At 67.8% G+C, this 21,430-nt stretch carries 34 protein-coding genes; all 34 read left to right on the top strand.

Annotated elements, in window-relative coordinates:
- The first annotated feature begins 4 nt into the window (after nucleotides 1–4).
- Entirely contained in the window at nucleotides 5–682 is a 678-nt protein-coding gene (rplD, locus tag ACIRST_RS19540) for a 50S ribosomal protein L4 (RefSeq protein WP_350519912.1), read from the top strand.
- Nucleotides 682–999, top strand: a complete 318-nt coding sequence (gene rplW, locus ACIRST_RS19535) for a 50S ribosomal protein L23 (protein ID WP_030280768.1) — start codon at nucleotides 682–684, stop codon at nucleotides 997–999. The genes rplD and rplW overlap by 1 nt, the downstream gene beginning before the upstream one ends.
- A 46-nt stretch (nucleotides 1,000–1,045) precedes the next feature.
- Nucleotides 1,046–1,882 (top strand): 50S ribosomal protein L2, encoded by an 837-nt coding sequence (gene rplB / locus ACIRST_RS19530; protein ID WP_030232466.1) that lies wholly within the window; start codon nucleotides 1,046–1,048, stop codon nucleotides 1,880–1,882.
- Nucleotides 1,883–1,893: 11 nt separating this feature from the next.
- Entirely contained in the window at nucleotides 1,894–2,175 is a 282-nt protein-coding gene (rpsS, locus tag ACIRST_RS19525) for a 30S ribosomal protein S19 (RefSeq protein WP_030280772.1), read from the top strand.
- 58 nt (nucleotides 2,176–2,233) lie between these two features.
- Nucleotides 2,234–2,581, top strand: a complete 348-nt coding sequence (rplV, locus tag ACIRST_RS19520; RefSeq protein WP_030280773.1) for a 50S ribosomal protein L22 — start codon at nucleotides 2,234–2,236, stop codon at nucleotides 2,579–2,581.
- Nucleotides 2,581–3,405 (top strand): 30S ribosomal protein S3, encoded by an 825-nt coding sequence (rpsC, locus tag ACIRST_RS19515; RefSeq protein ID WP_030055823.1) that lies wholly within the window; start codon nucleotides 2,581–2,583, stop codon nucleotides 3,403–3,405. Before rplV ends, rpsC begins: the two co-directional genes overlap by 1 nt.
- A gap of 5 nt (nucleotides 3,406–3,410) precedes the next feature.
- Nucleotides 3,411–3,830, top strand: coding sequence for a 50S ribosomal protein L16 (gene rplP, locus ACIRST_RS19510; RefSeq protein WP_030232476.1), 420 nt, complete (start codon nucleotides 3,411–3,413; stop codon nucleotides 3,828–3,830).
- Entirely contained in the window at nucleotides 3,830–4,054 is a 225-nt protein-coding gene (gene rpmC, locus ACIRST_RS19505; protein WP_030232478.1) for a 50S ribosomal protein L29, read from the top strand. Before rplP ends, rpmC begins: the two co-directional genes overlap by 1 nt.
- Nucleotides 4,054–4,326 carry a 30S ribosomal protein S17 gene (rpsQ, locus tag ACIRST_RS19500; RefSeq protein WP_030280777.1) on the top strand — a complete coding sequence of 91 codons (273 nt, stop codon included), beginning with the start codon at nucleotides 4,054–4,056 and terminating at the stop codon, nucleotides 4,324–4,326. The genes rpmC and rpsQ overlap by 1 nt, the downstream gene beginning before the upstream one ends.
- A 102-nt stretch (nucleotides 4,327–4,428) precedes the next feature.
- Nucleotides 4,429–4,800: a 50S ribosomal protein L14 gene (rplN, locus tag ACIRST_RS19495; RefSeq protein WP_030232481.1), complete on the top strand. Its 372-nt coding sequence runs from the start codon at nucleotides 4,429–4,431 to the stop codon at nucleotides 4,798–4,800.
- Nucleotides 4,801–4,815: 15 nt separating this feature from the next.
- Nucleotides 4,816–5,127, top strand: coding sequence for a 50S ribosomal protein L24 (rplX, locus tag ACIRST_RS19490; RefSeq protein WP_030232484.1), 312 nt, complete (start codon nucleotides 4,816–4,818; stop codon nucleotides 5,125–5,127).
- A complete protein-coding gene (gene rplE / locus ACIRST_RS19485) occupies nucleotides 5,127–5,696 on the top strand; it encodes a 50S ribosomal protein L5 (RefSeq protein WP_350519913.1) in 570 nt (189 codons plus the stop codon). The genes rplX and rplE overlap by 1 nt, the downstream gene beginning before the upstream one ends.
- A gap of 4 nt (nucleotides 5,697–5,700) precedes the next feature.
- Nucleotides 5,701–5,886 carry a type Z 30S ribosomal protein S14 gene (locus ACIRST_RS19480; RefSeq protein WP_030055830.1) on the top strand — a complete coding sequence of 62 codons (186 nt, stop codon included), beginning with the start codon at nucleotides 5,701–5,703 and terminating at the stop codon, nucleotides 5,884–5,886.
- Nucleotides 5,887–6,151: 265 nt separating this feature from the next.
- A complete protein-coding gene (gene rpsH / locus ACIRST_RS19475) occupies nucleotides 6,152–6,559 on the top strand; it encodes a 30S ribosomal protein S8 (RefSeq protein ID WP_033213994.1) in 408 nt (135 codons plus the stop codon).
- Nucleotides 6,560–6,581: 22 nt separating this feature from the next.
- Nucleotides 6,582–7,121 (top strand): 50S ribosomal protein L6, encoded by a 540-nt coding sequence (gene rplF, locus ACIRST_RS19470; protein ID WP_350519914.1) that lies wholly within the window; start codon nucleotides 6,582–6,584, stop codon nucleotides 7,119–7,121.
- Nucleotides 7,122–7,124: 3 nt separating this feature from the next.
- Nucleotides 7,125–7,508: a 50S ribosomal protein L18 gene (gene rplR / locus ACIRST_RS19465; RefSeq protein WP_030280785.1), complete on the top strand. Its 384-nt coding sequence runs from the start codon at nucleotides 7,125–7,127 to the stop codon at nucleotides 7,506–7,508.
- Nucleotides 7,509–7,556: 48 nt separating this feature from the next.
- A complete protein-coding gene (gene rpsE / locus ACIRST_RS19460; RefSeq protein ID WP_030393306.1) occupies nucleotides 7,557–8,177 on the top strand; it encodes a 30S ribosomal protein S5 in 621 nt (206 codons plus the stop codon).
- Nucleotides 8,177–8,359: a 50S ribosomal protein L30 gene (gene rpmD, locus ACIRST_RS19455; protein ID WP_030055835.1), complete on the top strand. Its 183-nt coding sequence runs from the start codon at nucleotides 8,177–8,179 to the stop codon at nucleotides 8,357–8,359. The genes rpsE and rpmD overlap by 1 nt, the downstream gene beginning before the upstream one ends.
- A 2-nt stretch (nucleotides 8,360–8,361) precedes the next feature.
- Entirely contained in the window at nucleotides 8,362–8,814 is a 453-nt protein-coding gene (gene rplO, locus ACIRST_RS19450) for a 50S ribosomal protein L15 (protein ID WP_030280790.1), read from the top strand.
- 288 nt (nucleotides 8,815–9,102) lie between these two features.
- Complete coding sequence (gene secY, locus ACIRST_RS19445) at nucleotides 9,103–10,413, top strand: preprotein translocase subunit SecY (protein ID WP_350519915.1); 1,311 nt, start codon at nucleotides 9,103–9,105, stop codon at nucleotides 10,411–10,413.
- On the top strand, nucleotides 10,413–11,066 hold the full coding sequence (locus ACIRST_RS19440) for an adenylate kinase (protein WP_350519916.1): 654 nt from the start codon (nucleotides 10,413–10,415) through the stop codon (nucleotides 11,064–11,066). The genes secY and ACIRST_RS19440 overlap by 1 nt, the downstream gene beginning before the upstream one ends.
- Before the next feature lie 116 nt (nucleotides 11,067–11,182).
- Nucleotides 11,183–12,022 (top strand): type I methionyl aminopeptidase, encoded by an 840-nt coding sequence (map, locus tag ACIRST_RS19435; RefSeq protein WP_350519917.1) that lies wholly within the window; start codon nucleotides 11,183–11,185, stop codon nucleotides 12,020–12,022.
- A gap of 134 nt (nucleotides 12,023–12,156) precedes the next feature.
- Complete coding sequence (mscL, locus tag ACIRST_RS19430; RefSeq protein WP_350519918.1) at nucleotides 12,157–12,582, top strand: large conductance mechanosensitive channel protein MscL; 426 nt, start codon at nucleotides 12,157–12,159, stop codon at nucleotides 12,580–12,582.
- A 194-nt stretch (nucleotides 12,583–12,776) separates the two neighbouring features.
- Nucleotides 12,777–12,998 (top strand): translation initiation factor IF-1, encoded by a 222-nt coding sequence (infA, locus tag ACIRST_RS19425; protein WP_003956442.1) that lies wholly within the window; start codon nucleotides 12,777–12,779, stop codon nucleotides 12,996–12,998.
- Between the two features lie 33 nt (nucleotides 12,999–13,031).
- On the top strand, nucleotides 13,032–13,145 hold the full coding sequence (gene rpmJ, locus ACIRST_RS19420) for a 50S ribosomal protein L36 (RefSeq protein ID WP_003956441.1): 114 nt from the start codon (nucleotides 13,032–13,034) through the stop codon (nucleotides 13,143–13,145).
- A gap of 176 nt (nucleotides 13,146–13,321) precedes the next feature.
- A complete protein-coding gene (gene rpsM / locus ACIRST_RS19415; protein ID WP_030259703.1) occupies nucleotides 13,322–13,702 on the top strand; it encodes a 30S ribosomal protein S13 in 381 nt (126 codons plus the stop codon).
- 72 nt (nucleotides 13,703–13,774) lie between these two features.
- Nucleotides 13,775–14,182, top strand: a complete 408-nt coding sequence (gene rpsK, locus ACIRST_RS19410) for a 30S ribosomal protein S11 (RefSeq protein WP_030232513.1) — start codon at nucleotides 13,775–13,777, stop codon at nucleotides 14,180–14,182.
- Between the two features lie 149 nt (nucleotides 14,183–14,331).
- Entirely contained in the window at nucleotides 14,332–15,354 is a 1,023-nt protein-coding gene (locus ACIRST_RS19405; protein WP_030055844.1) for a DNA-directed RNA polymerase subunit alpha, read from the top strand.
- 127 nt (nucleotides 15,355–15,481) lie between these two features.
- The gene (rplQ, locus tag ACIRST_RS19400; protein ID WP_360254676.1) at nucleotides 15,482–15,961 is read left to right on the top strand and encodes a 50S ribosomal protein L17; all 480 of its coding nucleotides are present in this window, start codon (nucleotides 15,482–15,484) and stop codon (nucleotides 15,959–15,961) included.
- A 91-nt stretch (nucleotides 15,962–16,052) separates the two neighbouring features.
- A complete protein-coding gene (gene truA, locus ACIRST_RS19395) occupies nucleotides 16,053–16,964 on the top strand; it encodes a tRNA pseudouridine(38-40) synthase TruA (protein WP_350519920.1) in 912 nt (303 codons plus the stop codon).
- A gap of 41 nt (nucleotides 16,965–17,005) precedes the next feature.
- Nucleotides 17,006–18,664: an ATP-binding cassette domain-containing protein gene (locus ACIRST_RS19390; RefSeq protein ID WP_350519921.1), complete on the top strand. Its 1,659-nt coding sequence runs from the start codon at nucleotides 17,006–17,008 to the stop codon at nucleotides 18,662–18,664.
- A 232-nt stretch (nucleotides 18,665–18,896) separates the two neighbouring features.
- Entirely contained in the window at nucleotides 18,897–19,340 is a 444-nt protein-coding gene (gene rplM / locus ACIRST_RS19385) for a 50S ribosomal protein L13 (RefSeq protein WP_030055846.1), read from the top strand.
- Between the two features lie 45 nt (nucleotides 19,341–19,385).
- Nucleotides 19,386–19,889 (top strand): 30S ribosomal protein S9, encoded by a 504-nt coding sequence (gene rpsI, locus ACIRST_RS19380; protein ID WP_350519922.1) that lies wholly within the window; start codon nucleotides 19,386–19,388, stop codon nucleotides 19,887–19,889.
- 163 nt (nucleotides 19,890–20,052) lie between these two features.
- Nucleotides 20,053–21,417, top strand: a complete 1,365-nt coding sequence (glmM, locus tag ACIRST_RS19375; RefSeq protein WP_350519923.1) for a phosphoglucosamine mutase — start codon at nucleotides 20,053–20,055, stop codon at nucleotides 21,415–21,417.
- Nucleotides 21,418–21,430 lie beyond the last annotated feature (13 nt).

Below are 21,430 nucleotides of genomic sequence, written 5' to 3'. Positions count from 1 at the left end.
GGAAATGAGCACCATTGACATCCTGTCGCCGGCTGGCGACAAGACCGGCAGCGTCGAGCTGCCGGCCGAGATCTTCGACGCGAAGGTCAGCGTTCCGCTGATGCACCAGGTCGTCGTGGCGCAGCTCGCTGCGGCCCGTCAGGGCACCCACAAGACCAAGACTCGCGGCGAGGTCCGCGGTGGCGGCAAGAAGCCGTACCGCCAGAAGGGCACCGGCCGCGCCCGTCAGGGCTCGACCCGTGCGCCGCAGTTCGCCGGCGGTGGCGTCGTGCACGGTCCCGTGCCGCGCGACTACTCGCAGCGGACCCCGAAGAAGATGATCGCCGCCGCCCTGCGCGGTGCGCTCACCGACCGGGCCCGCCACAACCGCATTCACGTCGTCACCGGCGTGACCGCGACCGAGGCGCCGTCGACCAAGGCCGCGAAGAGCCTGTTCGGCAAGATCACCGAGCGCAAGAACGTCCTCCTGGTCGTCGAGCGCGAGGACGAGCTGGGCCTGAAGTCCGCTCGCAACCTGCCGCACGTCCACATCCTGGACGCCGGTCAGCTGAACACCTACGACGTGCTCGTCTCCGACGATGTGGTCTTCACCCAGGCCGCCTTCGAGCGTTTCGTGGCCGGTCCGGTCGCGTCCGCCAAGGCCGTTGCCGCTGAGGGCGAGCTCGAAGGGAGCGCCGCCTGATGAGCGACGTTACGAGCAAGACGTTCACGGACCCCCGTGACGTCCTGGTGAAGCCGGTCATCTCCGAGAAGAGCTACAGCCTTCTCGACGAGAACAAGTACACGTTCATCGTGTCGCCGGGCGCCAACAAGACCCAGATCAAGCAGGCCGTCGAGGCGGTCTTCTCGGTCAAGGTCGAGGCTGTCAACACGATCAACCGTCAGGGCAAGCGCAAGCGGTCCAAGACGGGCTTTGGCAAGCGCAAGGACACCAAGCGCGCCATCGTGACGCTGGCCGAGGGCAACCGCATCGACATCTTCGGTGGTCCGGTCTCCTGAATAGGGAGATCGTGATCGTCGATTAGGACGAGGACGAGAGAGCCAAATGGGCATCCGCAAGTACAAGCCGACTACGCCGGGCCGTCGTGGCTCCAGCGTGGCCGACTTCGTAGAAATCACGCGGTCCACGCCGGAGAAGTCGCTGGTTCGCCCCCTGCACAGCAAGGGCGGCCGTAACAACGCCGGTCGTGTCACTGCTCGCCACCAGGGTGGCGGTCACAAGCGCGCCTACCGCGTGATCGACTTCCGTCGTCACGACAAGGACGGCGTGCCGGCCAAGGTCGCGCACATCGAGTACGACCCGAACCGCACCGCGCGCATCGCGCTCCTGCACTACGCGGACGGCGAGAAGCGCTACATCATCGCGCCGCGCGGCATCGCGCAGGGTGACCGGATCGAGAACGGCGCTGGCGCCGACATCAAGCCGGGCAACAACCTGCCGCTGCGCAACATCCCGGTCGGTACCACCATCCACGCTGTGGAGCTGCGTCCCGGTGGCGGTGCCAAGCTGGCCCGCTCCGCCGGCTCCGGCATCCAGCTGCTGGCTCGTGAGGGCAAGATGGCGCACCTGCGCATGCCCTCCGGTGAGATCCGCCTGGTTGACGCGCGCTGCCGCGCCACCGTCGGCGAGGTCGGCAACGCCGAGCAGTCGAACATCAACTGGGGCAAGGCCGGCCGTATGCGCTGGAAGGGCGTCCGCCCGACCGTGCGTGGTGTCGCCATGAACCCGATCGACCACCCGCACGGTGGTGGTGAGGGTAAGACCTCCGGTGGTCGCCACCCGGTCTCGCCGTGGGGTAAGCCCGAGGGCCGTACCCGTCGCCCGAACAAGGCGTCGGACAAGCTCATCGTGCGCCGCCGCAAGACCAACAAGAAGCGCTAGGAGCAGGTCAGATGCCGCGCAGTCTCAAGAAGGGCCCCTTCATCGACGGCCACCTCATCAAGAAGGTGGACGCTCAGAACGAGGCGGGTACCCAGAACGTCATCAAGACCTGGTCCCGTCGTTCCGTGATCTCGCCGAGCATGCTCGGTCACACGATCGCGGTCCACGATGGCCGCAAGCACGTCCCGGTGTTCGTCACCGAGTCGATGGTCGGCCACAAGCTCGGCGAGTTCGCTCCGACCCGCACCTTCCGTGGTCACGTGAAGGAAGACCGGAAGTCGAAGCGTCGCTAAGCGCCTGAGCTTGACGCGCCAAAACGACTCAATGACTTACTCCATTAAGGGGACAACCATGGAAGCCAGGGCTCAGGCGCGGTACATCCGCGTGACGCCCATGAAGGCCCGCCGCGTGGTGGACCTCATCCGTGGCATGAATGCCACGGAGGCCCAGGCCGTCCTGCGTTTCGCTCCGCAGGCAGCCACCGTGCCGGTCGGCAAGGTGCTCGACAGCGCCATTGCCAACGCCGCGCACAACTACAACCACTCCAACGTGGACGACCTCTACATCTCCGAGGCGTACGTTGACGAGGGCCCGACCCTGAAGCGGTTCCGTCCGCGCGCCCAGGGCCGCGCCTACCGGATCCGCAAGCGGACCAGCCACATCACCGTGGTCGTCAGCAGCAAGGAAGGGACCCGGTAATGGGCCAGAAGGTTAACCCGCACGGGTTCCGCCTCGGCATCAGCACGGACTTCAAGTCCCGCTGGTACGCCGACAAGCTGTACAAGGACTACGTCAAGGAAGACGTCGCCATTCGTCGCATGATGACGAAGGGCATGGAGCGCGCCGGCATCTCCAAGGTCGAGATCGAGCGCACCCGCGACCGCGTCCGCGTTGACATCCACACCGCGCGTCCCGGCATCGTGATCGGTCGCCGTGGCACCGAGGCCGACCGCATCCGCGGCGACCTGGAGAAGCTGACCGGCAAGCAGGTCCAGCTGAACATCCTTGAGGTCAAGAACCCCGAGCTGGACGCCCAGCTCGTGGCTCAGGGCGTCGCGGAGCAGCTGTCCTCCCGCGTCTCCTTCCGCCGTGCCATGCGCAAGTCGATGCAGGGCACCATGAAGTCCGGCGCCAAGGGCATCAAGGTCCAGTGCTCCGGTCGTCTCGGCGGCGCCGAGATGAGCCGTTCGGAGTTCTACCGCGAGGGTCGCGTGCCGCTGCACACCCTGCGTGCGAACGTCGACTACGGCTTCTTCGAGGCCAAGACCACCTTCGGCCGCATCGGCGTGAAGGTCTGGATCTACAAGGGCGACGTCAAGAACATCGCCGAGGTCCGCGCTGAGAACGCCGCTGCCCGCTCGGGCAACCGCCCGGCCCGTCCCGAGGGTGGTCGTCCCGCCCGCGGTGGCGAGCGCCGTGGTGGCGAGCGCGGTGGCCGTGGCCGCCGTCCCGCCGCTGCCGAGGCCCCCGCGGCCCCGGTCGCGGAGGCTCCGGCTGCCGAGAACACCGGAACGGAGGCCTGACCCCAATGCTGATCCCCCGTCGGGTCAAGCACCGCAAGCAGCACCACCCGAAGCGCCGTGGCGCTGCCAAGGGTGGCACCGAGCTGGCGTTCGGCCAGTTCGGCATCCAGGCCGTGACCCCGGCCTATGTGACGAACCGTCAGATCGAGTCCGCTCGTATCGCGATCACCCGTCACATCCGTCGTGGCGGCAAGGTCTGGATCAACATCTACCCGGACCGCCCGCTCACCAAGAAGCCGGCCGAGACCCGCATGGGTTCCGGTAAGGGTTCGCCGGAGTGGTGGATCGCGAACGTGCACCCGGGTCGGGTCATGTTCGAGCTGTCGTACCCGAACGAGAAGGTTGCTCGCGAGGCGCTCACCCGCGCCGCGCACAAGCTGCCGATGAAGTGCCGGATCGTCCGGCGCGAGGACGGTGAGAGCTGATGTCGGCCGCTACCAAGGCTGCTGAGCTTCGCTCGCTGGACAACGAGGGTCTCGTTGCCAAGCTGCGCGAGGCCAAGGAGGAGCTGTTCAACCTCCGCTTCCAGGCGGCGACCGGGCAGCTCGACAACCACGGACGGCTCAAGCTCGTCCGCAAGGACATCGCGCGGATCTACACCCTGATGCGCGAGCGCGAGCTGGGCATCGAGACGGTGGAGAACGCCTGATGACTGAGAACACCAACGAGACGCGCGGTTTCCGCAAGACCCGTGAGGGTCTCGTCGTCAGCGACAAGATGGACAAGACCGTCGTCGTCGCCGTCGAGGACCGCGTCAAGCACGCTCTGTACGGCAAGGTGATCCGCCGTACGAACAAGCTGAAGGCGCACGACGAGCAGAACGCGTGCGGCGTGGGCGACCGGGTTCTCCTCGCGGAGACCCGCCCGCTGTCCGCGACGAAGCGCTGGCGCGTCGTCGAGATCCTCGAGAAGGCCAAGTAACGAAGCCGATGAGGTACGGCCGTATGTGCACCGGGTCCGTTCAGGACGCCGGTGTGAGCAGCGGCCGGCCCGTCGACTCTCGTTGACGATCAGGAGAAAGCTGTGATCCAGCAGGAGTCGCGACTGCGTGTTGCCGACAACACTGGTGCCAAGGAGATCCTTTGCATCCGTGTTCTCGGTGGCTCCGGTCGCCGCTACGCCGGAATCGGGGACGTCATCGTCGCGACCGTCAAGGACGCGATCCCCGGTGGCTCGGTGAAGAAGGGTGACGTCGTCAAGTGCGTCGTCGTCCGCACCGTCAAGGAGCGTCGTCGTCCGGATGGCTCGTACATCCGTTTTGACGAGAACGCCGCTGTCGTGCTGAAGAACACCGAGGGTGACCCCCGTGGCACCCGCATCTTCGGCCCCGTGGGCCGCGAGCTGCGCGACAAGAAGTTCATGAAGATCATCTCGCTGGCGCCGGAGGTGCTCTAACCCATGGCGAACAGCATGAAGATCAAGAAGGGTGACCTGGTTCAGGTCATCACCGGCAAGGACAAGGGCAAGCAGGGCAAGGTCATCCAGGCCATGCCGGCTGAGAACAAGGTCCTGGTCGAGGGTGTGAACCGGGTCAAGAAGCACACCAAGCCGGGTCCGGGCACCCAGGGTGGCATCGTCACCGTCGAGGCCCCGGTTCACGTCTCCAACGTCCAGCTGGTCGTGGAGAAGGACGGCAAGAAGGTCGTCACCCGCGTTGGCTACCGCTTCGACGACGAGGGCAACAAGATCCGCGTTGCCAAGCGAACCGGTGAGGACATCTGATGTCTGAGACGACTGTTGAGAAGGTGGCCCCCCGCCTCAAGGAGCGTTACAACTCCGAGATCAAGGGCCAGCTGCACGAGCAGTTCAAGTACGAGAACGTCATGCTGATCCCCGGCCTGGTCAAGGTCGTGGTCAACATGGGTGTCGGCGAGGCTGCCCGCGACAGCAAGCTGATCGAAGGTGCCATCAAGGACCTGACCGCGATCACCGGTCAGAAGCCGGCCGTCACCAAGGCCCGCAAGTCCATCGCGCAGTTCAAGCTGCGCGAGGGCCAGCCGATCGGCACGCACGTCACCCTCCGTGGTGACCGCATGTGGGAGTTCCTGGACCGTCTGGTTTCGCTGGCCCTGCCGCGAATCCGCGACTTCCGCGGCCTCTCCCCGAAGCAGTTCGACGGCCGTGGCAACTACACCTTCGGTCTGACCGAGCAGGTTATGTTCCACGAGATCGACCAGGACAAGGTCGACCGTCAGCGCGGTATGGACATCACCGTCGTGACCACCGCTCAGACCGACGACGAGGGCCGGGCGCTCCTGCGCGCTCTGGGCTTCCCGTTCAAGGAGGCGTGAGCCAATGGCGAAGAAGTCCCTCATCGCGAAGTCCGAGCGCAAGCCGAAGTTCGGCGTCCGGGCCTACACCCGGTGCCAGCGCTGCGGCCGTCCGCACTCGGTGTACCGCAAGTTCGGCCTGTGCCGTGTCTGCCTCCGTGAGATGGCGCACCGCGGCGAGCTGCCGGGCGTGACCAAGAGCTCCTGGTAATCCAGGCGCCCTAGGCACACAGCGACGCAGAGGTGCCCGATCCCACACCGGCCCGTTTTGGGCCTGCCGTACGGATTCCCGTAAGGTAGTGGGGTCGGGCCCCCTGCCACGGCTTCCCCATGGACGTCCGTGGCCCCTCTCCGGGGCTCGCACCCAGTCTTACTACGTCGCAGGTCCCCTGCGCTTGTGCCCCTGCCGAACTCGCGAGAGTGCGGAAGGGGGACCTGGCGCGGAGAAACCACGGCGAGAGAGGCCTGAGGCCATCATGACCATGACCGACCCCATCGCAGACATGCTCACGCGTCTGCGTAACGCGAACTCGGCGTACCACGACTCCGTGGCGATGCCGGCCAGCAAGATCAAGGCGCACGTCGCCGAGATCCTGCAGCAGGAGGGGTACATCTCCTCCTACAAGGTTGAGGAGCCCACCGAGGGCGAGGTCGGCAAGAAGCTGACCATCGAGCTCAAGTTCGGCCCCAACCGTGAGCGCTCCATCGCCGGCATCAAGCGCATCAGCAAGCCGGGTCTGCGCGTTTACGCAAAGTCCACCAACCTGCCGAAGGTTCTCGGCGGCCTGGGCGTGGCGATCATCTCCACGTCCTCCGGCCTCCTGACCGACAAGCAGGCCGCCAAGAAGGGCGTAGGCGGAGAAGTTCTCGCCTACGTCTGGTAATTCGGGAAACGGAGGTACAGCAATGTCGCGCATTGGACGGCTGCCCATCCAGGTCCCCGCTGGCGTGGACGTCACCATCGATGGCCAGACGGTCTCGGTGAAGGGCCCGAAGGGTACCCTCACCCACGTCGTCGCCGCGCCGATCGAGATCGGCAAGGGCGAGGACGGCACTCTGGCTGTCACCCGCCCCAACGACGAGCGTATGTCGAAGGCCCTCCACGGCCTGACCCGCACGCTGGTGGCGAACATGATCACCGGCGTGACCGCGGGCTACCGCAAGTCGCTGGAGATCAGCGGTGTTGGTTACCGAGTCGCTGCGAAGGGCTCCGACATGGAGTTCTCGCTCGGCTACAGCCACCCGATCCTGGTCCCCGCGCCGGAGGGCATCTCCTTCGTCGTCGAGTCGCCCACCAAGTTCCACGTGGACGGCATCGACAAGCAGAAGGTCGGCGAGGTCGCCGCGAAGATCCGCAAGCTGCGCAAGCCCGACCCGTACAAGGCCAAGGGCGTCAAGTACGCGGGCGAGGTCATCCGCCGCAAGGTCGGAAAGAGTGGTAAGTAAGCGATGAGCGTCTCTGTCAAGATCGGCAAGGGCAACGCCTACAAGAGCGCCGCTCGCAAGCGCCGCGCGATCCGCGTTCGCAAGCGCGTCGTCGGCACCGAGGTGCGTCCGCGTCTCGTCGTGACGCGCTCGAACCGTCACATGGTCGCCCAGGTCATCGACGACGCCAAGGGTCACACCCTGGCGTCGGCGTCCACCCTCGACGTGTCCATCAAGGGCGCCGAGGGCGACAAGACCGAGCTGGCCAAGAAGGTCGGGAGCCTGGTCGCCGAGCGCGCCAAGGCCGCCGGCATCGAGTCGGTCGTCTTCGACCGCGCGGGCAACCGGTACGCCGGCCGCATCGCCGCCCTGGCGGACGCGGCTCGCGAGGCCGGGCTCGACTTCTAAGCCGCTCGTCGACTCTGTCGGCGGACGTAATCGAGAGAGGTAATTCCAATGGCTGGACCCCAGCGCCGCGGTAGCGGCGCCGGCGGCGGCACCGGTGGCGAGCGGCGTGACCGTAAGCGTGACGACCGGGGCAACGCCCCCGCCGTCGAGAAGACCGCTTACGTCGAGCGCGTCGTCGCGATCAACCGTGTCGCCAAGGTTGTCAAGGGTGGTCGTCGCTTCTCCTTCACCGCGCTGGTCGTGGTGGGCGATGGTGACGGCACCGTGGGTGTCGGTTACGGGAAGGCGAAGGAGGTTCCGGCCGCCATCGCCAAGGGTGTTGAGGAGGCCAAGAAGAACTTCTTCAAGGTCCCCCGTATCCAGGGCACCATCCCGCACCCCATCCAGGGTGAGAAGGCCGCCGGCGTCGTGCTGCTGAAGCCCGCCGCCCCCGGTACCGGTGTTATCGCCGGTGGTCCGGTGCGCGCCGTCCTGGAGTGCGCCGGCATCCACGACATCCTGTCGAAGTCGCTCGGCTCGGACAACGCGATCAACATCGTGCACGCCACCGTGGCTGCTCTGAAGGGCCTCGTGCGCCCCGAGGAGATCGCCGCCCGTCGTGGCCTGCCGCTGGAGGACGTGGCCCCCGCCGCTCTGCTGCGGGCGCGTGCTGCTGGGGTGAGCGCCTGATGGCTCGCCTGAAGATCACGCAGACCAAGTCGTACATCGGCAGCAAGCAGAACCACCGTGACACCCTGCGTTCGCTTGGTCTCAAGCGCATGCACGACGTCGTGGTGAAGGAGGACCGTCCCGAGATCCGCGGGATGGCCCACACGGTCCGTCACCTGGTGACGGTTGAGGAGGTGGACTGATCATGGGCGACAACCCGATCAAGATCCACAACCTGCGTCCCGCCCCGGGTGCCAAGACCGACAAGATCCGCGTGGGTCGTGGTGAGGGTTCCAAGGGTAAGACCGCCGGTCGTGGTACCAAGGGCACCAAGGCCCGCTACCAGGTTCCGCAGCGCTTCGAGGGTGGCCAGATGCCGCTCCACATGCGTCTGCCGAAGCTGAAGGGCTTCAAGAACCCGTTCAAGATCACGTTCCAGGTCGTGAACCTCGACAAGCTGGCCGAGCTCTACCCGCAGGGTGGCGAGGTCACGGTCGAGGACCTGGTCGCGAAGGGCGCGGTTCGCAAGAACTCCCTCGTCAAGGTGCTCGGCACCGGCGAGGTCTCGGTTGCGCTGCAGGTGACGGTCGACGCCGTCTCCGGCTCGGCCGCCGAGAAGATCAAGGCCGCCGGCGGTACGGTCACCGAGCTCGTCTGAGCCCGCTGAATACCGCTTTCGGGCCCCGCACCTCCTCCGGGAGGTGCGGGGCCCGTGCCATTTTCCGGTCGTTTTTTGTGTGGCAAATCCGGGCATCCCGTACCCCGTGAGTGGGGGACGGGCCGTACGCGCTTCTTCGGAGTGGCCGCGCACTGTTAGAGTCCGTGGAGTTCCCTTGTAGGCTGCGCGTAGGCTCGCCTGTGCCGTCTGTACGGGGGCCCGAACCGCAAACTCCCCATTCAGGACCGACCCTCCCGCCGACGACGCGCGGGAGGCGCAGGAGGCACCGTGCTCAGTGCGTTCGCGCGGGCGTTCCAGACGCCCGACCTGCGCAAGAAGCTGCTGTTCACGCTGGGCATCATGGTGCTGTTCCGGCTGGGCTCGCACATTCCGATTCCTGGCGTGAGCTTCACCGCCGTGAACGAGTGCGTGAAGGAGACCAAGAACAGCGGCCTCTTCGGGCTCGTCAACCTGTTCAGCGGTGGCGCGCTCCTCCAGTTGACGATCTTCGCCCTCGGCATCATGCCGTACATCACGGCGAGCATCATCCTCCAGCTCCTCACCGTCGTGATCCCGCGACTGGAGATGCTGAAGAAGGAGGGCCAGGCCGGCCAGGCCAAGATCACCCAGTACACCCGCTACCTGACCATCGCGCTCGCCGTGCTCCAGGGCACCGGCATCGTCGCGACGGCCTCCAGCGGTGCGCTGTTCTCCGGCTGCCCGCTGGCCAACCAGATCGTCCCGGACACCGGCGTCTTCCGGATCGCCGTCATGGTCCTCACGATGACCGCCGGCACCACGGTGATCATGTGGCTGGGCGAGCTGATCACCGACCGCGGCATCGGCAACGGCATGTCGCTGCTGATCTTCACCTCGATCGCGGCCCAGTTCCCGTCCTCGATGTGGGCGATCAAGCAGTCCGGCACCATCGGCGACGGCTGGGTCGAGTTCCTGTCCGTGGTCGCGGTCGGCATCGTCGTCGTGATGCTCGTCATCTTCGTCGAGCAGGCCCAGCGCCGGATCCCGGTCCAGTACGCGAAGCGGATGATCGGCCGCCGGGCGTTCGGCGGCACCTCGACCTACATCCCGCTCAAGGTGAACCAGGCCGGTGTCATCCCGGTCATCTTCGCCTCGTCGCTGCTCTACATCCCCGCCCTGGTGGTCCAGCTGACCAACAGCCAGGCGGGCTGGGCCACGTGGATCCGGACGAACTTCGTCAAGGGTGACCACCCGATCTACATGGCCACCTACTTCCTGCTGATCGTCTTCTTCGCGTTCTTCTACGTCGCCATCTCCTTCAACCCCGAAGAAGTTGCCGACAATATGAAGAAGTATGGTGGGTTCATCCCGGGTATCCGGGCCGGCCGGCCGACGGCCGAGTACCTGAACTACGTGCTGACCCGAATCACGTGGCCGGGTTCGCTCTACCTGGGCCTGATCGCGTTGATCCCGATGATCGCCCTGGTCGCCTTCGGACAGCAGACCAACTTCCCGTTCGGCGGCACCAGCGTTCTCATCGTCGTCGGCGTCGGACTCGAAACTGTTAAGCAGATCGAGAGCCAGCTCCAGCAGCGCAATTACGAAGGGTTCCTCCGCTGATGCGTATCGTCCTCGTTGGTCCTCCCGGGGCCGGGAAGGGTACTCAGGCGCACCTGCTCGCCAAGACCCTGTCCATTCCCCACATCTCCACCGGCGACCTCTTCCGCGCCAACATCGGCCAGGGCACCCCGCTGGGGCTTGAGGCCAAGAGCTACATGGACGCGGGCCGTCTGGTACCGGACGAGGTCACCATCGGGATGGCCAAGGACCGCATGCTCCAGGAGGACGCCGCCAACGGCTTCCTGCTCGACGGCTTCCCCCGCAACCTGGGCCAGGCCAAGGCGCTGGACGAGTTCCTCGCCGAGCAGGGCATCAACCTGGACGGCGTGCTGGACCTGGAGGTCCCCGAGGACGAGGTCGTCCGCCGGATCGCCGGCCGCCGCCTGTGCCGCAACGACGGTGGCCACGTGTTCCACGTGGACTACAACCCGCCGAAGGCCGAGGGCGTCTGCGACGAGTGCGGCGGCGAGCTGTACCAGCGCTCGGACGACACCGAGGACAAGGTGCGCACGCGCCTGGAGGTCTACCACACGGAGACCGAGCCGATCATCGGTTACTACAAGGAGCAGGGTCTCCTGGTGACCATCCCGGCCCTCGGCAAGGTGGACGAGGTCACCGCCCGCGCGATCGAGGCGCTGAAGCAGGACAGCTGAGTCTCTCGGCGAACGTACGACGGTACGGCCGGGTCGCCCGCCCAGCGGGTGGCCCGGCCGTTTCGGCGTCGTACGGTTGTAGGCAGTGGTAATCCGGACTTGGAAGGCGTGACCAGATGGTGGAGATCAAGACCCCCGAGCAGATCGCGAAGATGCGAGCGGCCGGGCTGGTCGTCGCCGAGGCTCTCAAGGCCTGCCGCGAGGCGGTCGCTCCGGGGGTGACCACCCAGGAGCTCAACGACGTCGCGGACAAGGTCATCACGGACCACGGCGCCACCTCGAACTTCCGCGCCCACCACGGCGGCCTCTGGTTCCCGGGCGTGATCTGCGCCTCGGTGAACAACGAGGTCGTGCACGGCATCCCCGGCGACCGGGCGCTGCAGGAGGGCGACATCATCTCGATCGACTGCGGCGCCATCCTGGACGGCTGGCACGGCGACTCGGCGATCACCGTGGCGGTCGGCGAGGTCCGCCCCGAGGTCGAGATGCTGAGCCGGGTCACCGAGGGCTCGATGTGGGCCGGCATCGCCCAGATGAAGAAGGGCAACCGCCTGGTCGACGTCTCCAAGGCGATCGAGGGCTTCATCCGCCGCCAGCCGCTGCCGCCGAAGGGCAAGTGGGGCATCACCGAGGGTTACGGCGGCCACGGCATCGGCACCGCGATGCACATGGAGCCGCACGTCCTGAACTACGTCGAGCGCGGCCGCGGCAAGGGCCCGAAGCTGATCCCCGGCACCGTGCTGGCGATCGAGCCGATGGTCTCGCTGGGCACCCCGCACACCACCGTCCTGGACGACGAGTGGACGGTCGTCACCAACGACGGCACCTGGGCCTCGCACTGGGAGCACTCGGTGGCCGTGACCGAGCAGGGCCCGCTGGTCCTGACCGCCTTCGACGGCGGCAAGGCCGAACTGGCGAAGCTGGGCATCACCGCAGCTCCGGACCCGCTCGCGTAGTCGCGGCGGCCCGAGCCGCCGCCGCTGACAAGGGATCAGAGCCCTGGAGGTTTGGACCTCCAGGGCTTTTGTCCTATTTTTATCGGCTGGTAGTGGTCAGCAGTACCGGTTTGCGAGCGAGCAGGAGAGAGCACGTGCTCAAGGGATTCCGCGACTTCATGATGCGCGGCAACGTCGTCGACATGGCCGTCGGTGTGGTCATCGGTGCCGCGTTCACCGGGGTGGTGACCGGCTTCGTGTCCGCCTTCCTCACCCCGCTGGTGGGCGTGGTGGTCGGCGCGGCCGGCGACTTCAGCTCGTACAAGGCGACGGTGGCCGGGGTCACCTTCCCGTACGGCCAGTTCCTCAACGTCGTGATCGCCTTCGTCATGACCGCCGCGGTGCTGTACTTCTGCGTGGTGCTGCCGGTCACCAAGGCGACCGAGCGCTACCTGCCGAAGAAGCCGAAGGTCGCGAAGCGCCCGTGCCCCGAGTGCCTCACCGAGATCCCCCAGGCCGCCCGCCGCTGCTCGGCCTGCACCGCGCACGTCGAGCCGCTGACGGTGTCCGCGGGGGTCTGACGTAGCAGATGTGACGGGTACCGCTTTCCGGGACCCCCGTTTTGGTCCACCGGACGCGCTGGCGTAGGATGGACCGTCGGCTCACTCGTAGCGTGCTTCAGCACGCCCTCTTCCCCTCGGGGGCGGGGTGAACCCAGGTTCGCACGAGCGTTCCGCATACGGTAGCCGGTCCCGGAAGGTGGATCTCGCAGTTCATGGCTAAGAAGCAAGGCGCCATTGAGATCGAGGGCACCGTGATCGAGTCTCTTCCGAACGCGATGTTCAAGGTCGAGCTGCAGAACGGTCACAAGGTCCTCGCGCACATCAGTGGCAAGATGCGCATGCACTACATCCGCATCCTGCCGGACGACCGGGTCGTCGTGGAGCTCAGCCCCTACGACCTCACGCGCGGCCGGATCGTCTACCGCTACAAGTAAGAACGTCAGATCTAGACCCGGAGAACCTGAAACATGAAGGTCAAGCCGAGCGTCAAGAAGATCTGCGACAAGTGCAAGGTGATCCGCCGTCACGGCCGGGTCATGGTGATCTGCGACAACCTGCGCCACAAGCAGCGCCAGGGCTGATCTCTCCCCAGCATTTCTCGTAGTACTTCGCGCGACGCGAAAACGTCATGAGCTGGCTACCCGATCCGTTCCGTCCGGAACGGACTGCCGCCCCCGGTCAGAGGCCGGGGCTCCCTCACCGTGAGGTGTCGGAGTAGGTAGCACGCAAGACCTCTGAAAAAGCACAGGAGCCTTGAATGGCACGCCTCGCCGGCGTTGATCTCCCCCGTGAGAAGCGGATCGAGATCGCCCTCACCTACGTGTACGGCATCGGCCGTACCCGCGCCCAGCAGACCCTCGCCGAGACCGGCGTCAACCCGGATGTCCGCGTTCGCGACATCACCGAGGAAGACCTGGTCAAGCTGAGCCAGTACATCGACGCCAACTACACGGTCGAGGGTGACCTCCGCCGTGAGGTGGCCGCCGACATCCGCCGCAAGGTCGAGATCGGCTGCTACGAGGGTCTGCGTCACCGCCGTGGCCTGCCGGTCCGCGGCCAGCGCACCCACACCAACGCGCGTACCCGCAAGGGCCCGCGTCGCGCGATCGCCGGCAAGAAGAAGCCGGGCAAGAAGTAGTCCGTCCCGTAACCGGACATCCCTCCGGCCCGCGGGTCAGCGGACCGACCACCTCAGTAGGAGAACAGACTTATGCCCCCCAAGGGTCGTCAGGCTGCCGGCGCGAAGAAGATCCGCCGCAAGGAAAAGAAGAACGTCGCTCACGGCCACGCGCACATCAAGAGCACGTTCAACAACACCATCGTTTCGATCACCGACCCCGCGGGCAACGTGATCTCCTGGGCCTCCGCCGGCCACGTCGGCTTCAAGGGCTCGCGCAAGTCCACCCCGTTCGCCGCGCAGATGGCCGCCGAGGCCGCTGCCCGTCGCGCGCAGGAGCACGGCATGCGCAAGGTCGACGTCTTCGTGAAGGGTCCGGGCTCCGGCCGCGAGACCGCGATCCGTTCGCTCCAGGCCACCGGCCTGGAGGTCGGCTCGATCCAGGACGTCACCCCCACCCCGCACAACGGCTGCCGTCCGCCGAAGCGCCGCCGCGTCTGACGCAGCGCCTTCGGGCACTCGGTAGTACTGCTTGAAACCTCGTACGGGCTCCCACACACAGTGATTCGTCGCTTCCTGCGGGAGCCCGTACGCTTGGTCCTGTCGGCATCAAATAGTGGGTGCCGAAGACAACTGGAGGAACATCCCCCATGCTTATCGCTCAGCGTCCCTCGCTGACCGAAGAGGTCGTCGACGAGTTCCGCTCGCGGTTCGTGATCGAGCCGCTGGAGCCGGGCTTCGGCTACACCCTCGGCAACTCCCTGCGCCGCACGCTCCTGTCGTCGATCCCGGGTGCCGCTGTCACCAGCATCCGCATCGACGGCGTCCTGCACGAGTTCACCACCGTGCCGGGCGTCAAGGAGGACGTGACCGACCTCATCCTCAACATCAAGCAGCTGGTCGTCTCCTCGGAGCACGACGAGCCGGTCGTGATGTACCTGCGCAAGCAGGGTCCGGGTGTCGTCACCGCCGCCGACATCGCCCCGCCGGCGGGTGTCGAGGTGCACAACCCCGAGCTGGTCCTCGCCACGCTCAACGGCAAGGGCAAGCTGGAGATGGAGCTGACCGTCGAGCGCGGTCGCGGCTACGTCTCCGCCGTCCAGAACAAGGCCTCCGGCCAGGAGATCGGCCGCATCCCGGTCGACTCGATCTACAGCCCCGTGCTGAAGGTCACCTACAAGGTCGAGGCCACCCGTGTCGAGCAGCGGACCGACTTCGACAAGCTGATCGTCGACGTCGAGACCAAGCCCGCCATGCGTCCGCGCGACGCCATGGCCTCGGCCGGCAAGACCCTGGTGGAGCTGTTCGGTCTCGCCCGCGAGCTGAACATCGACGCCGAGGGCATCGACATGGGCCCGTCCCCGACGGACGCCGCCCTGGCCGCCGACCTGGCGCTGCCGATCGAGGAGCTGGAGCTCACGGTCCGCTCCTACAACTGCCTCAAGCGCGAGGGCATCCACACCGTGGGTGAGCTCGTCGCCCGCTCCGAGGCCGACCTGCTCGACATCCGCAACTTTGGTGCGAAGTCGATCGACGAGGTCAAGGCGAAGCTGGCCGGCATGGGCCTGGCCCTCAAGGACAGCCCGCCCGGGTTCGACCCGACCGCCGCCGCCGACGCCTTCGGCGCCGACGACCTGGACGACGCGGGTTACGCGGAGACCGAGCAGTACTGAAAGACTTGACCGCGGGGGCGGTTCCCCGGAACCGCCTCCGTCGTCGTGAAAGTCGTGCGGGCACAGTGCCCGCACGCCCGCTGCGGTACCTGGTACGGCCGCAGTCGGAGATTCGAGGAGTAAATCCATGCCGCGTCCCACCAAGGGTGCCCGCCTCGGCGGCGGCCCGCACCACGAGCCGCTGCTGCTCGCCGGTCTGTGCCGGGAGCTGTTCCAGTACGGCCGCATCACCACGACCGAGGCCAAGGCCCGTCGGATGCGCCCGCTGGCGGAGAAGCTGATCACCAAGGCGAAGAAGGGCGACATCCACAACCGTCGCCTGGTTCGCAAGACGATCACCGACATCGCCGTGCTGCACACCCTCTTCACCGAGATCGCGCCGCGCTACGAGAACCGCCCGGGTGGTTACACCCGTATCACCAAGATCGGTCCCCGTCGTGGCGACAACGCCCCGATGGCCGTGATCGAGCTGGTCGAGGCGCTGACCGTCGCGCAGACCGCCGTGGGTGAGGCCGAGGCCGCCACCAAGCGTGCCGTCAAGGAGGCCGACGAGGCCACCGCCGTCGAGACCAAGGCCGACGAGGCCGAGGCCGCCGAGCAGGCCTGACACCTCCAGGTGTGAAGCGGGCCCGCTCTCCCAGCGATGGGGGAGCGGGCCCGTTGCCTGTCCGCGCGAGGTTCCCGGGAGAAGAGAAGCAGTGGTCAACGATTGCGCCGAGCAGCCGCCGGTCAAGGACGGTCCGGCGGACGGGCACGTCCGGGTCCGGCTCGACCTCGCCTACCAGGGCGCCGAGTTCTCCGGCTGGGCCCGCCAGAAGGGCGGCCGCCGGACGGTCCAGGAGGAGATCGAGACCGCGCTGCAGATCGTCACCCGCAGCCCGGAGCTGTTCCCGCTGACCGTGGCCGGCCGCACCGACGCCGGGGTGCACGCGCGCGGCCAGGTCGCGCACGTCGACCTGCCGGCGGAGCTGTGGGAGGCCCACCGGGAGAAGCTGCTGCGCCGGCTGGCCGGCCGGCTCCCCGGGGACGTCCGGATCTACCGGGTCGGCGAAGCGCCGGCCGGGTTCGACGCCCGCTTCTCGGCGGTCTGGCGCCGGTACGCGTACCGGGTCGCCGACCACCCGGGCGGGGTGGACCCGCTGCTGCGCGGGCACGTGCTCTGGCACGACCGCCCGCTGGACCTGGACCGGATGAACGCCGCGGCGGAGCTGCTGCTCGGCGAGCACGACTTCGCCGCGTACTGCAAGAAGCGCGAGGGCGCCACCACCATCCGCACCCTGCTGGAGCTGCACTGGGACCGCGTCCCGGTGGACCCGTACGCCGCCCAGGAGGGCTCGCTCGCGGTCGCCACCGTCCGGGCGGACGCCTTCTGCCACAACATGGTCCGGGCGCTGGTCGGCGCCATGCTGCTGGTCGGCGACGGGCACCGGCCGGTGGAGTTCCCCGGTGAGGTGCTGGCCGGCGGGGTGCGCAACTCCGCCGTCAACGTGATCCGGCCGTACGGGCTGACGCTGGAGGAGGTCGGCTACCCGCCGGACGACCAGCTGGCCGAGCGCAACCGGGCGGCCCGGCGGATGCGCACCCTCCCGGGGCAGCCCGCTGTGACGTAATCCGTTTTGGCCGGGGGCGCCCGCTTGGGACAATCCTCCTCATGGGACACGTCGAGATTTCGCACCTTGAGTACTACTTGCCGGACGGGCGGGTGCTGTTCGACGACGCGTCCTTCCGGGTCGGCGAGGGCGCCGCGGTCGCCCTGGTCGGCGCGAACGGCGCGGGCAAGACCACCCTGCTGCGGATGATCGCTGGGGACCTCCAGCCGCACGGCGGCTCGGTGACGATCAGCGGCGGGCTCGGCGTGATGCGCCAGTTCGTGGGCACCACCGGCCGCGAGGACCAGCAGTCCACGCCGGGCGCGCTGCCGGCCGACGCCTCCGTGCGCGACCTGCTGGTGTCGGTCGCCCCCGAGCGGATCGCGGTGGCCGCCCGCGCGGTGGACGCCGCCGAGCTGGCGATGATCGCCCAGGACGACGAGAAGACCCAGATGGGCTACGCCCAGGCCCTGTCCGACTGGGCCGACGTCGGCGGCTACGACTACGAGACCGACTGGGACGTCTGCACCATGGCGGCCCTCGGCATGCCCTTCGACAAGGCCCAGTGGCGCGGCCTGAACACCCTCTCCGGCGGCGAGCAGAAGCGGCTCGTGCTGGAGGCGCTGCTGCGCGGGCCGGAGGAGGTGCTGCTCCTCGACGAGCCCGACAACTACCTGGACGTCCCCGCCAAGCTCTGGCTGGAGGAGGCCATCAAGGCCACCTCGAAGACCGTCCTGTACATCTCGCACGACCGCGAGCTGCTCTCCCGCACCGCCGACAAGATCATCAGCGTCGAGTCGGGCGCGGCCGGCAGCAGCGTCTGGGTGCACGGCGGCGGCTTCGACACCTTCCACGAGGCCCGCAAGGCCCGCTTCGAGCGCTTCGAGGAACTGCGCCGCCGCTGGGACGAGGAGCACGCCAAGCTCAAGAAGCTGGTCGTCACCCTGCGCCAGGCCGCTTCCGTCAGCCACGACATGGCCTCCCGCTACTCCGCCGCCCAGACCAGGCTGAAGAAGTTCGAGGACGCCGGCCCGCCCGAGGCGCCGCCGCGCGAGCAGAGCATCACCATGCGGCTCAAGGGCGGGCGCACCGGCGTGCGCGCCTTCACCATGGAGCGGCTGGAGCTCACCGGGCTGATGCAGCCCTTCGACCTGGAGGTCTTCTACGGCGAGCGGGTCGGCGTGCTGGGGGCCAACGGCGCCGGCAAGTCGCACCTGCTGCGGCTGCTGGCCGGCGACACGACGGTCGAGCACACCGGCGACTGGAAGCTCGGCGCCCGGGTCGTCCCCGGCCACTTCCGGCAGACCCACGCCCATCCGGAGCTGTTCGGCCGTACCGTCCGCTCGATCGTGGAGGAGGAGCACGCGCTCAGCCGCGGCGCCGCGATGGGTGCGCTGCGGCGGTACGAGCTGGACCGCCAGGAGGAGCAGAAGTTCGAGTCGCTGTCCGGTGGGCAGCAGGCCCGGCTGATGATCCTCAAGCTCGAACTCTCCGGTGTGACGGCCCTGTTGCTCGACGAGCCGACCGACAACCTGGACCTGGAGAGCGCCGAGGCGCTGCAGGCCGGGCTGGAGGCCTTCGAGGGCACCGTGCTGTGCGTGACCCACGACCGCTGGTTCGCCAAGACCTTCGACCGCTTCCTGGTCTTCGGGGCCGACGGCAAGGTGTTCGAGTCGTCGGATCCGGTCTGGGACGTGACCCGGGTGGAGCGCGAACGCTGAGTGACGGCCAGGGGGGTCCACGGCGATTTTTGACCCCTCAGGATCGTGCCGGTAACCTGGACGCTTGATGTGCGTATTGGCTCGCTCTATCTCACGTGAGAGGTCGGTACGCCGGAGACATCAGGTCGACGACCAGCGGTCCCCCTTGAATTGCGTCCAAGGTTGACCAGGCTGATCTTCCGTCCGGGTGCTCCTGTCAGGACTCACTCACTGAAAAGCGAAGGCTACGACCGTGCGTACGTACAGCCCCAAGCCCGGCGACGTCCAGCGTCAGTGGCACGTCATCGACGCGACCGACGTCGTGCTCGGCCGCCTGGCTTCCCAGGCCGCCAACCTCCTCCGGGGCAAGCACAAGGCGATCTACGCGCCGCACGTTGACACTGGTGACTTCGTCATCATCATCAACGCCGACAAGGTGCACCTGTCCGGTAACAAGAAGACCCAGAAGCTGGCCTACCGCCACTCGGGCTTCCCGGGCGGTCTGCGCTCGGTGCGCTACGACGACCTGCTGGCGAACAACCCGGAGAAGGCCGTCGAGAAGGCCATCAAGGGCATGATTCCCAAGAACAGCCTGGGCCGTCAGATGCTCTCCAAGCTGAAGGTCTACTCGGGCGACCAGCACCCGCACGCTGCCCAGCAGCCGGTGCCGTTCGAGATCACCCAGGTCGCGCAGTAATTCGGCCACCAAGCCCCCCAACACTGAAAAGAGCTGAGGAACACCGTGGCCGAGACCACTGAAACCCTTGAGGTCGACTTCGACGAGACCGTCGTCGAGGGCGAGTACACCTCCGAGGAGAGCTACACCTCCGAGTCGCTGGCCGGCCGCTTCGGCGAGGCCGTCCCCGGCGCCGGCCTGGGCCGTCGCAAGGAGGCGATCGCCCGCGTGCGCATCGTCCCCGGCACCGGCCAGTGGAAGATCAACGGTCGCACCCTTGAGGACTACTTCCCCAACAAGGTGCACCAGCAGACCGTGAACGAGCCCTTCAAGCTCCTGGAGCTGGACGGCCGTTACGACGTCGTCGCCCGCATCAGCGGTGGCGGCGTGTCCGGCCAGGCCTACGCGCTGCGCCTCGGCGTCGCCCGTGCCCTGAACGAGGCCGACGTGGACAACAACCGCGGCGCGCTGAAGAAGGCCGGCTTCCTGACCCGTGACGCCCGCGCCGTCGAGCGCAAGAAGGCCGGTCTGAAGAAGGCCCGCAAGGCGCCGCAGTACAGCAAGCGCTAATCGCGTCCCAGGGGGTGCGGTCCGCCCTGGCGGCGCACCCCCTGGATGCGCACAACCGTCGCCCCGGAGTACCACGCGTACTCCGGGGCGACGTGTTCCCCGGCTACTGTGCGGCGGCCGGGATCATCGGTGGTTCCGAGCAGTGGTGATGGAGGACGGGACAGTGGGACGACTCTTCGGTACGGACGGCGTACGCGGGGTGGCCAACGAGGGACTGACGGCGGAGCTCGCGCTCGGGCTGTCCGTCGCCGCGGCGCACGTGCTCGGAGAGGCCGGCGCCTTCGACGGCCACCGGCCGGTCGCGGTGGTCGGCCGTGACCCGCGTGCCTCGGGCGAGTTCCTGGAGGCCGCCGTCATCGCCGGTCTGGCGAGCGCCGGAGTCGACGTCCTGCGGGTCGGTGTCCTGCCCACCCCGGCCGTGGCGTACCTCACCGGCGCGCTCGGCGCCGACTTCGGCGTGATGCTGTCCGCCAGCCACAACGCCATGCCGGACAACGGCATCAAGTTCCTCGCCCGGGGCGGCCACAAGCTGGACGACCGGATCGAGGACGCGATCGAGGCCCACTACCGCAAGCACACGGTCGGCGAGGAGGACTGGAAGCGCCCGACCGGCGCCGCCGTCGGCCGGGTCCGCGAGTACACCGAGGGCTTCGACAAGTACGTCGCCCACCTGATCGGCGTACTGCCCAACCGCCTGGACGGCGTCAAGGTCGTCATCGACGGCGCCCACGGCGCGGCCGCCTACGTCGCCCCCGAGGCCTTCGCCCGGGCCGGCGCCGAGGTCGTCCACACCCTGGGGGCCGAGCCCACCGGCCTCAACATCAACGACGGCGTCGGCTCCACCCACCTGGACCGCCTGCGCACCGCGATGAAGGAGCACAAGGCCGACCTCGGCATCGCCCTGGACGGCGACGCCGACCGCTGCCTGGCCGCCGACGCCGACGGCGACGAGGTGGACGGCGACCAGATCATCGCGATCCTCGCCGTGGCCATGAAGGAGGCCGGCACCCTGCGCGGCAACACCGCGGTGGCCACCGTGATGTCCAACCTCGGCTTCAAGCTGGCGATGGAGCGCGAGGGCATCGAGCTGGTCGAGACCGCCGTCGGCGACCGCTACGTGCTGGAGGCCATGAAGGAGCACGGCTTCGCACTGGGCGGCGAGCAGTCCGGCCACGTCATCCTGCTGGACCACGCCACCACCGGCGACGGCACCCTGACCGGCCTGATGCTGGGCGCCCGCCTGGCCGCCACCAAGCAGCCGCTGGCCGACCTGGCCGCCGTGATGACCCGGCTGCCGCAGGTCCTGATCAACGTCAAGGGCGTCGACAAGTCCCGGGTGAGGACCAGCACCGAGCTGGCCGCCGCGGTCGCCGCGGCCGAGGCCGAGCTGGGCTCCACCGGCCGGGTGCTGCTGCGCCCGTCGGGCACCGAGCCGCTGGTCCGCGTGATGGTCGAGGCCGCCGACCCGGTGCAGGCCGAGGCGGTCGCGCAGACCCTGGCCGAGGCCGTGCGCACCCACCTGGGCTGAGCCCGGACCCCGG

It is taken from the genome of Kitasatospora sp. NPDC101447, from assembly GCF_044767225.1.
Classification (GTDB): domain Bacteria; phylum Actinomycetota; class Actinomycetes; order Streptomycetales; family Streptomycetaceae; genus Kitasatospora.
This window is presented reverse-complemented; position numbering and strand designations above follow the sequence as displayed.

Excerpts from the sequence above, each read along its gene's own strand:
- rplD (WP_350519912.1), top strand. The coding sequence starts at position 5 with ATGAGCACCATTGACATCCTGTCGCCGGCTGGCGACAAGACCGGCAGC.
- rplW (WP_030280768.1), top strand. The coding sequence starts at position 682 with ATGAGCGACGTTACGAGCAAGACGTTCACGGACCCCCGTGACGTCCTG.
- rplB (WP_030232466.1), top strand. The coding sequence starts at position 1,046 with ATGGGCATCCGCAAGTACAAGCCGACTACGCCGGGCCGTCGTGGCTCC.
- rpsS (WP_030280772.1), top strand. The coding sequence starts at position 1,894 with ATGCCGCGCAGTCTCAAGAAGGGCCCCTTCATCGACGGCCACCTCATC.
- rplV (WP_030280773.1), top strand. The coding sequence starts at position 2,234 with ATGGAAGCCAGGGCTCAGGCGCGGTACATCCGCGTGACGCCCATGAAG.
- rpsC (WP_030055823.1), top strand. The coding sequence starts at position 2,581 with ATGGGCCAGAAGGTTAACCCGCACGGGTTCCGCCTCGGCATCAGCACG.
- rplP (WP_030232476.1), top strand. The coding sequence starts at position 3,411 with ATGCTGATCCCCCGTCGGGTCAAGCACCGCAAGCAGCACCACCCGAAG.
- rpmC (WP_030232478.1), top strand. The coding sequence starts at position 3,830 with ATGTCGGCCGCTACCAAGGCTGCTGAGCTTCGCTCGCTGGACAACGAG.
- rpsQ (WP_030280777.1), top strand. The coding sequence starts at position 4,054 with ATGACTGAGAACACCAACGAGACGCGCGGTTTCCGCAAGACCCGTGAG.
- rplX (WP_030232484.1), top strand. The coding sequence starts at position 4,816 with ATGAAGATCAAGAAGGGTGACCTGGTTCAGGTCATCACCGGCAAGGAC.
- rplE (WP_350519913.1), top strand. The coding sequence starts at position 5,127 with ATGTCTGAGACGACTGTTGAGAAGGTGGCCCCCCGCCTCAAGGAGCGT.
- ACIRST_RS19480 (WP_030055830.1), top strand. The coding sequence starts at position 5,701 with ATGGCGAAGAAGTCCCTCATCGCGAAGTCCGAGCGCAAGCCGAAGTTC.
- rpsH (WP_033213994.1), top strand. The coding sequence starts at position 6,152 with ATGACCATGACCGACCCCATCGCAGACATGCTCACGCGTCTGCGTAAC.
- rplF (WP_350519914.1), top strand. The coding sequence starts at position 6,582 with ATGTCGCGCATTGGACGGCTGCCCATCCAGGTCCCCGCTGGCGTGGAC.
- rplR (WP_030280785.1), top strand. The coding sequence starts at position 7,125 with ATGAGCGTCTCTGTCAAGATCGGCAAGGGCAACGCCTACAAGAGCGCC.
- rpsE (WP_030393306.1), top strand. The coding sequence starts at position 7,557 with ATGGCTGGACCCCAGCGCCGCGGTAGCGGCGCCGGCGGCGGCACCGGT.
- rpmD (WP_030055835.1), top strand. The coding sequence starts at position 8,177 with ATGGCTCGCCTGAAGATCACGCAGACCAAGTCGTACATCGGCAGCAAG.
- rplO (WP_030280790.1), top strand. The coding sequence starts at position 8,362 with ATGGGCGACAACCCGATCAAGATCCACAACCTGCGTCCCGCCCCGGGT.
- ACIRST_RS19440 (WP_350519916.1), top strand. The coding sequence starts at position 10,413 with ATGCGTATCGTCCTCGTTGGTCCTCCCGGGGCCGGGAAGGGTACTCAG.
- map (WP_350519917.1), top strand. The coding sequence starts at position 11,183 with ATGGTGGAGATCAAGACCCCCGAGCAGATCGCGAAGATGCGAGCGGCC.
- infA (WP_003956442.1), top strand. The coding sequence starts at position 12,777 with ATGGCTAAGAAGCAAGGCGCCATTGAGATCGAGGGCACCGTGATCGAG.
- rpmJ (WP_003956441.1), top strand. The coding sequence starts at position 13,032 with ATGAAGGTCAAGCCGAGCGTCAAGAAGATCTGCGACAAGTGCAAGGTG.
- rpsM (WP_030259703.1), top strand. The coding sequence starts at position 13,322 with ATGGCACGCCTCGCCGGCGTTGATCTCCCCCGTGAGAAGCGGATCGAG.
- rpsK (WP_030232513.1), top strand. The coding sequence starts at position 13,775 with ATGCCCCCCAAGGGTCGTCAGGCTGCCGGCGCGAAGAAGATCCGCCGC.
- ACIRST_RS19405 (WP_030055844.1), top strand. The coding sequence starts at position 14,332 with ATGCTTATCGCTCAGCGTCCCTCGCTGACCGAAGAGGTCGTCGACGAG.
- rplQ (WP_360254676.1), top strand. The coding sequence starts at position 15,482 with ATGCCGCGTCCCACCAAGGGTGCCCGCCTCGGCGGCGGCCCGCACCAC.
- ACIRST_RS19390 (WP_350519921.1), top strand. The coding sequence starts at position 17,006 with ATGGGACACGTCGAGATTTCGCACCTTGAGTACTACTTGCCGGACGGG.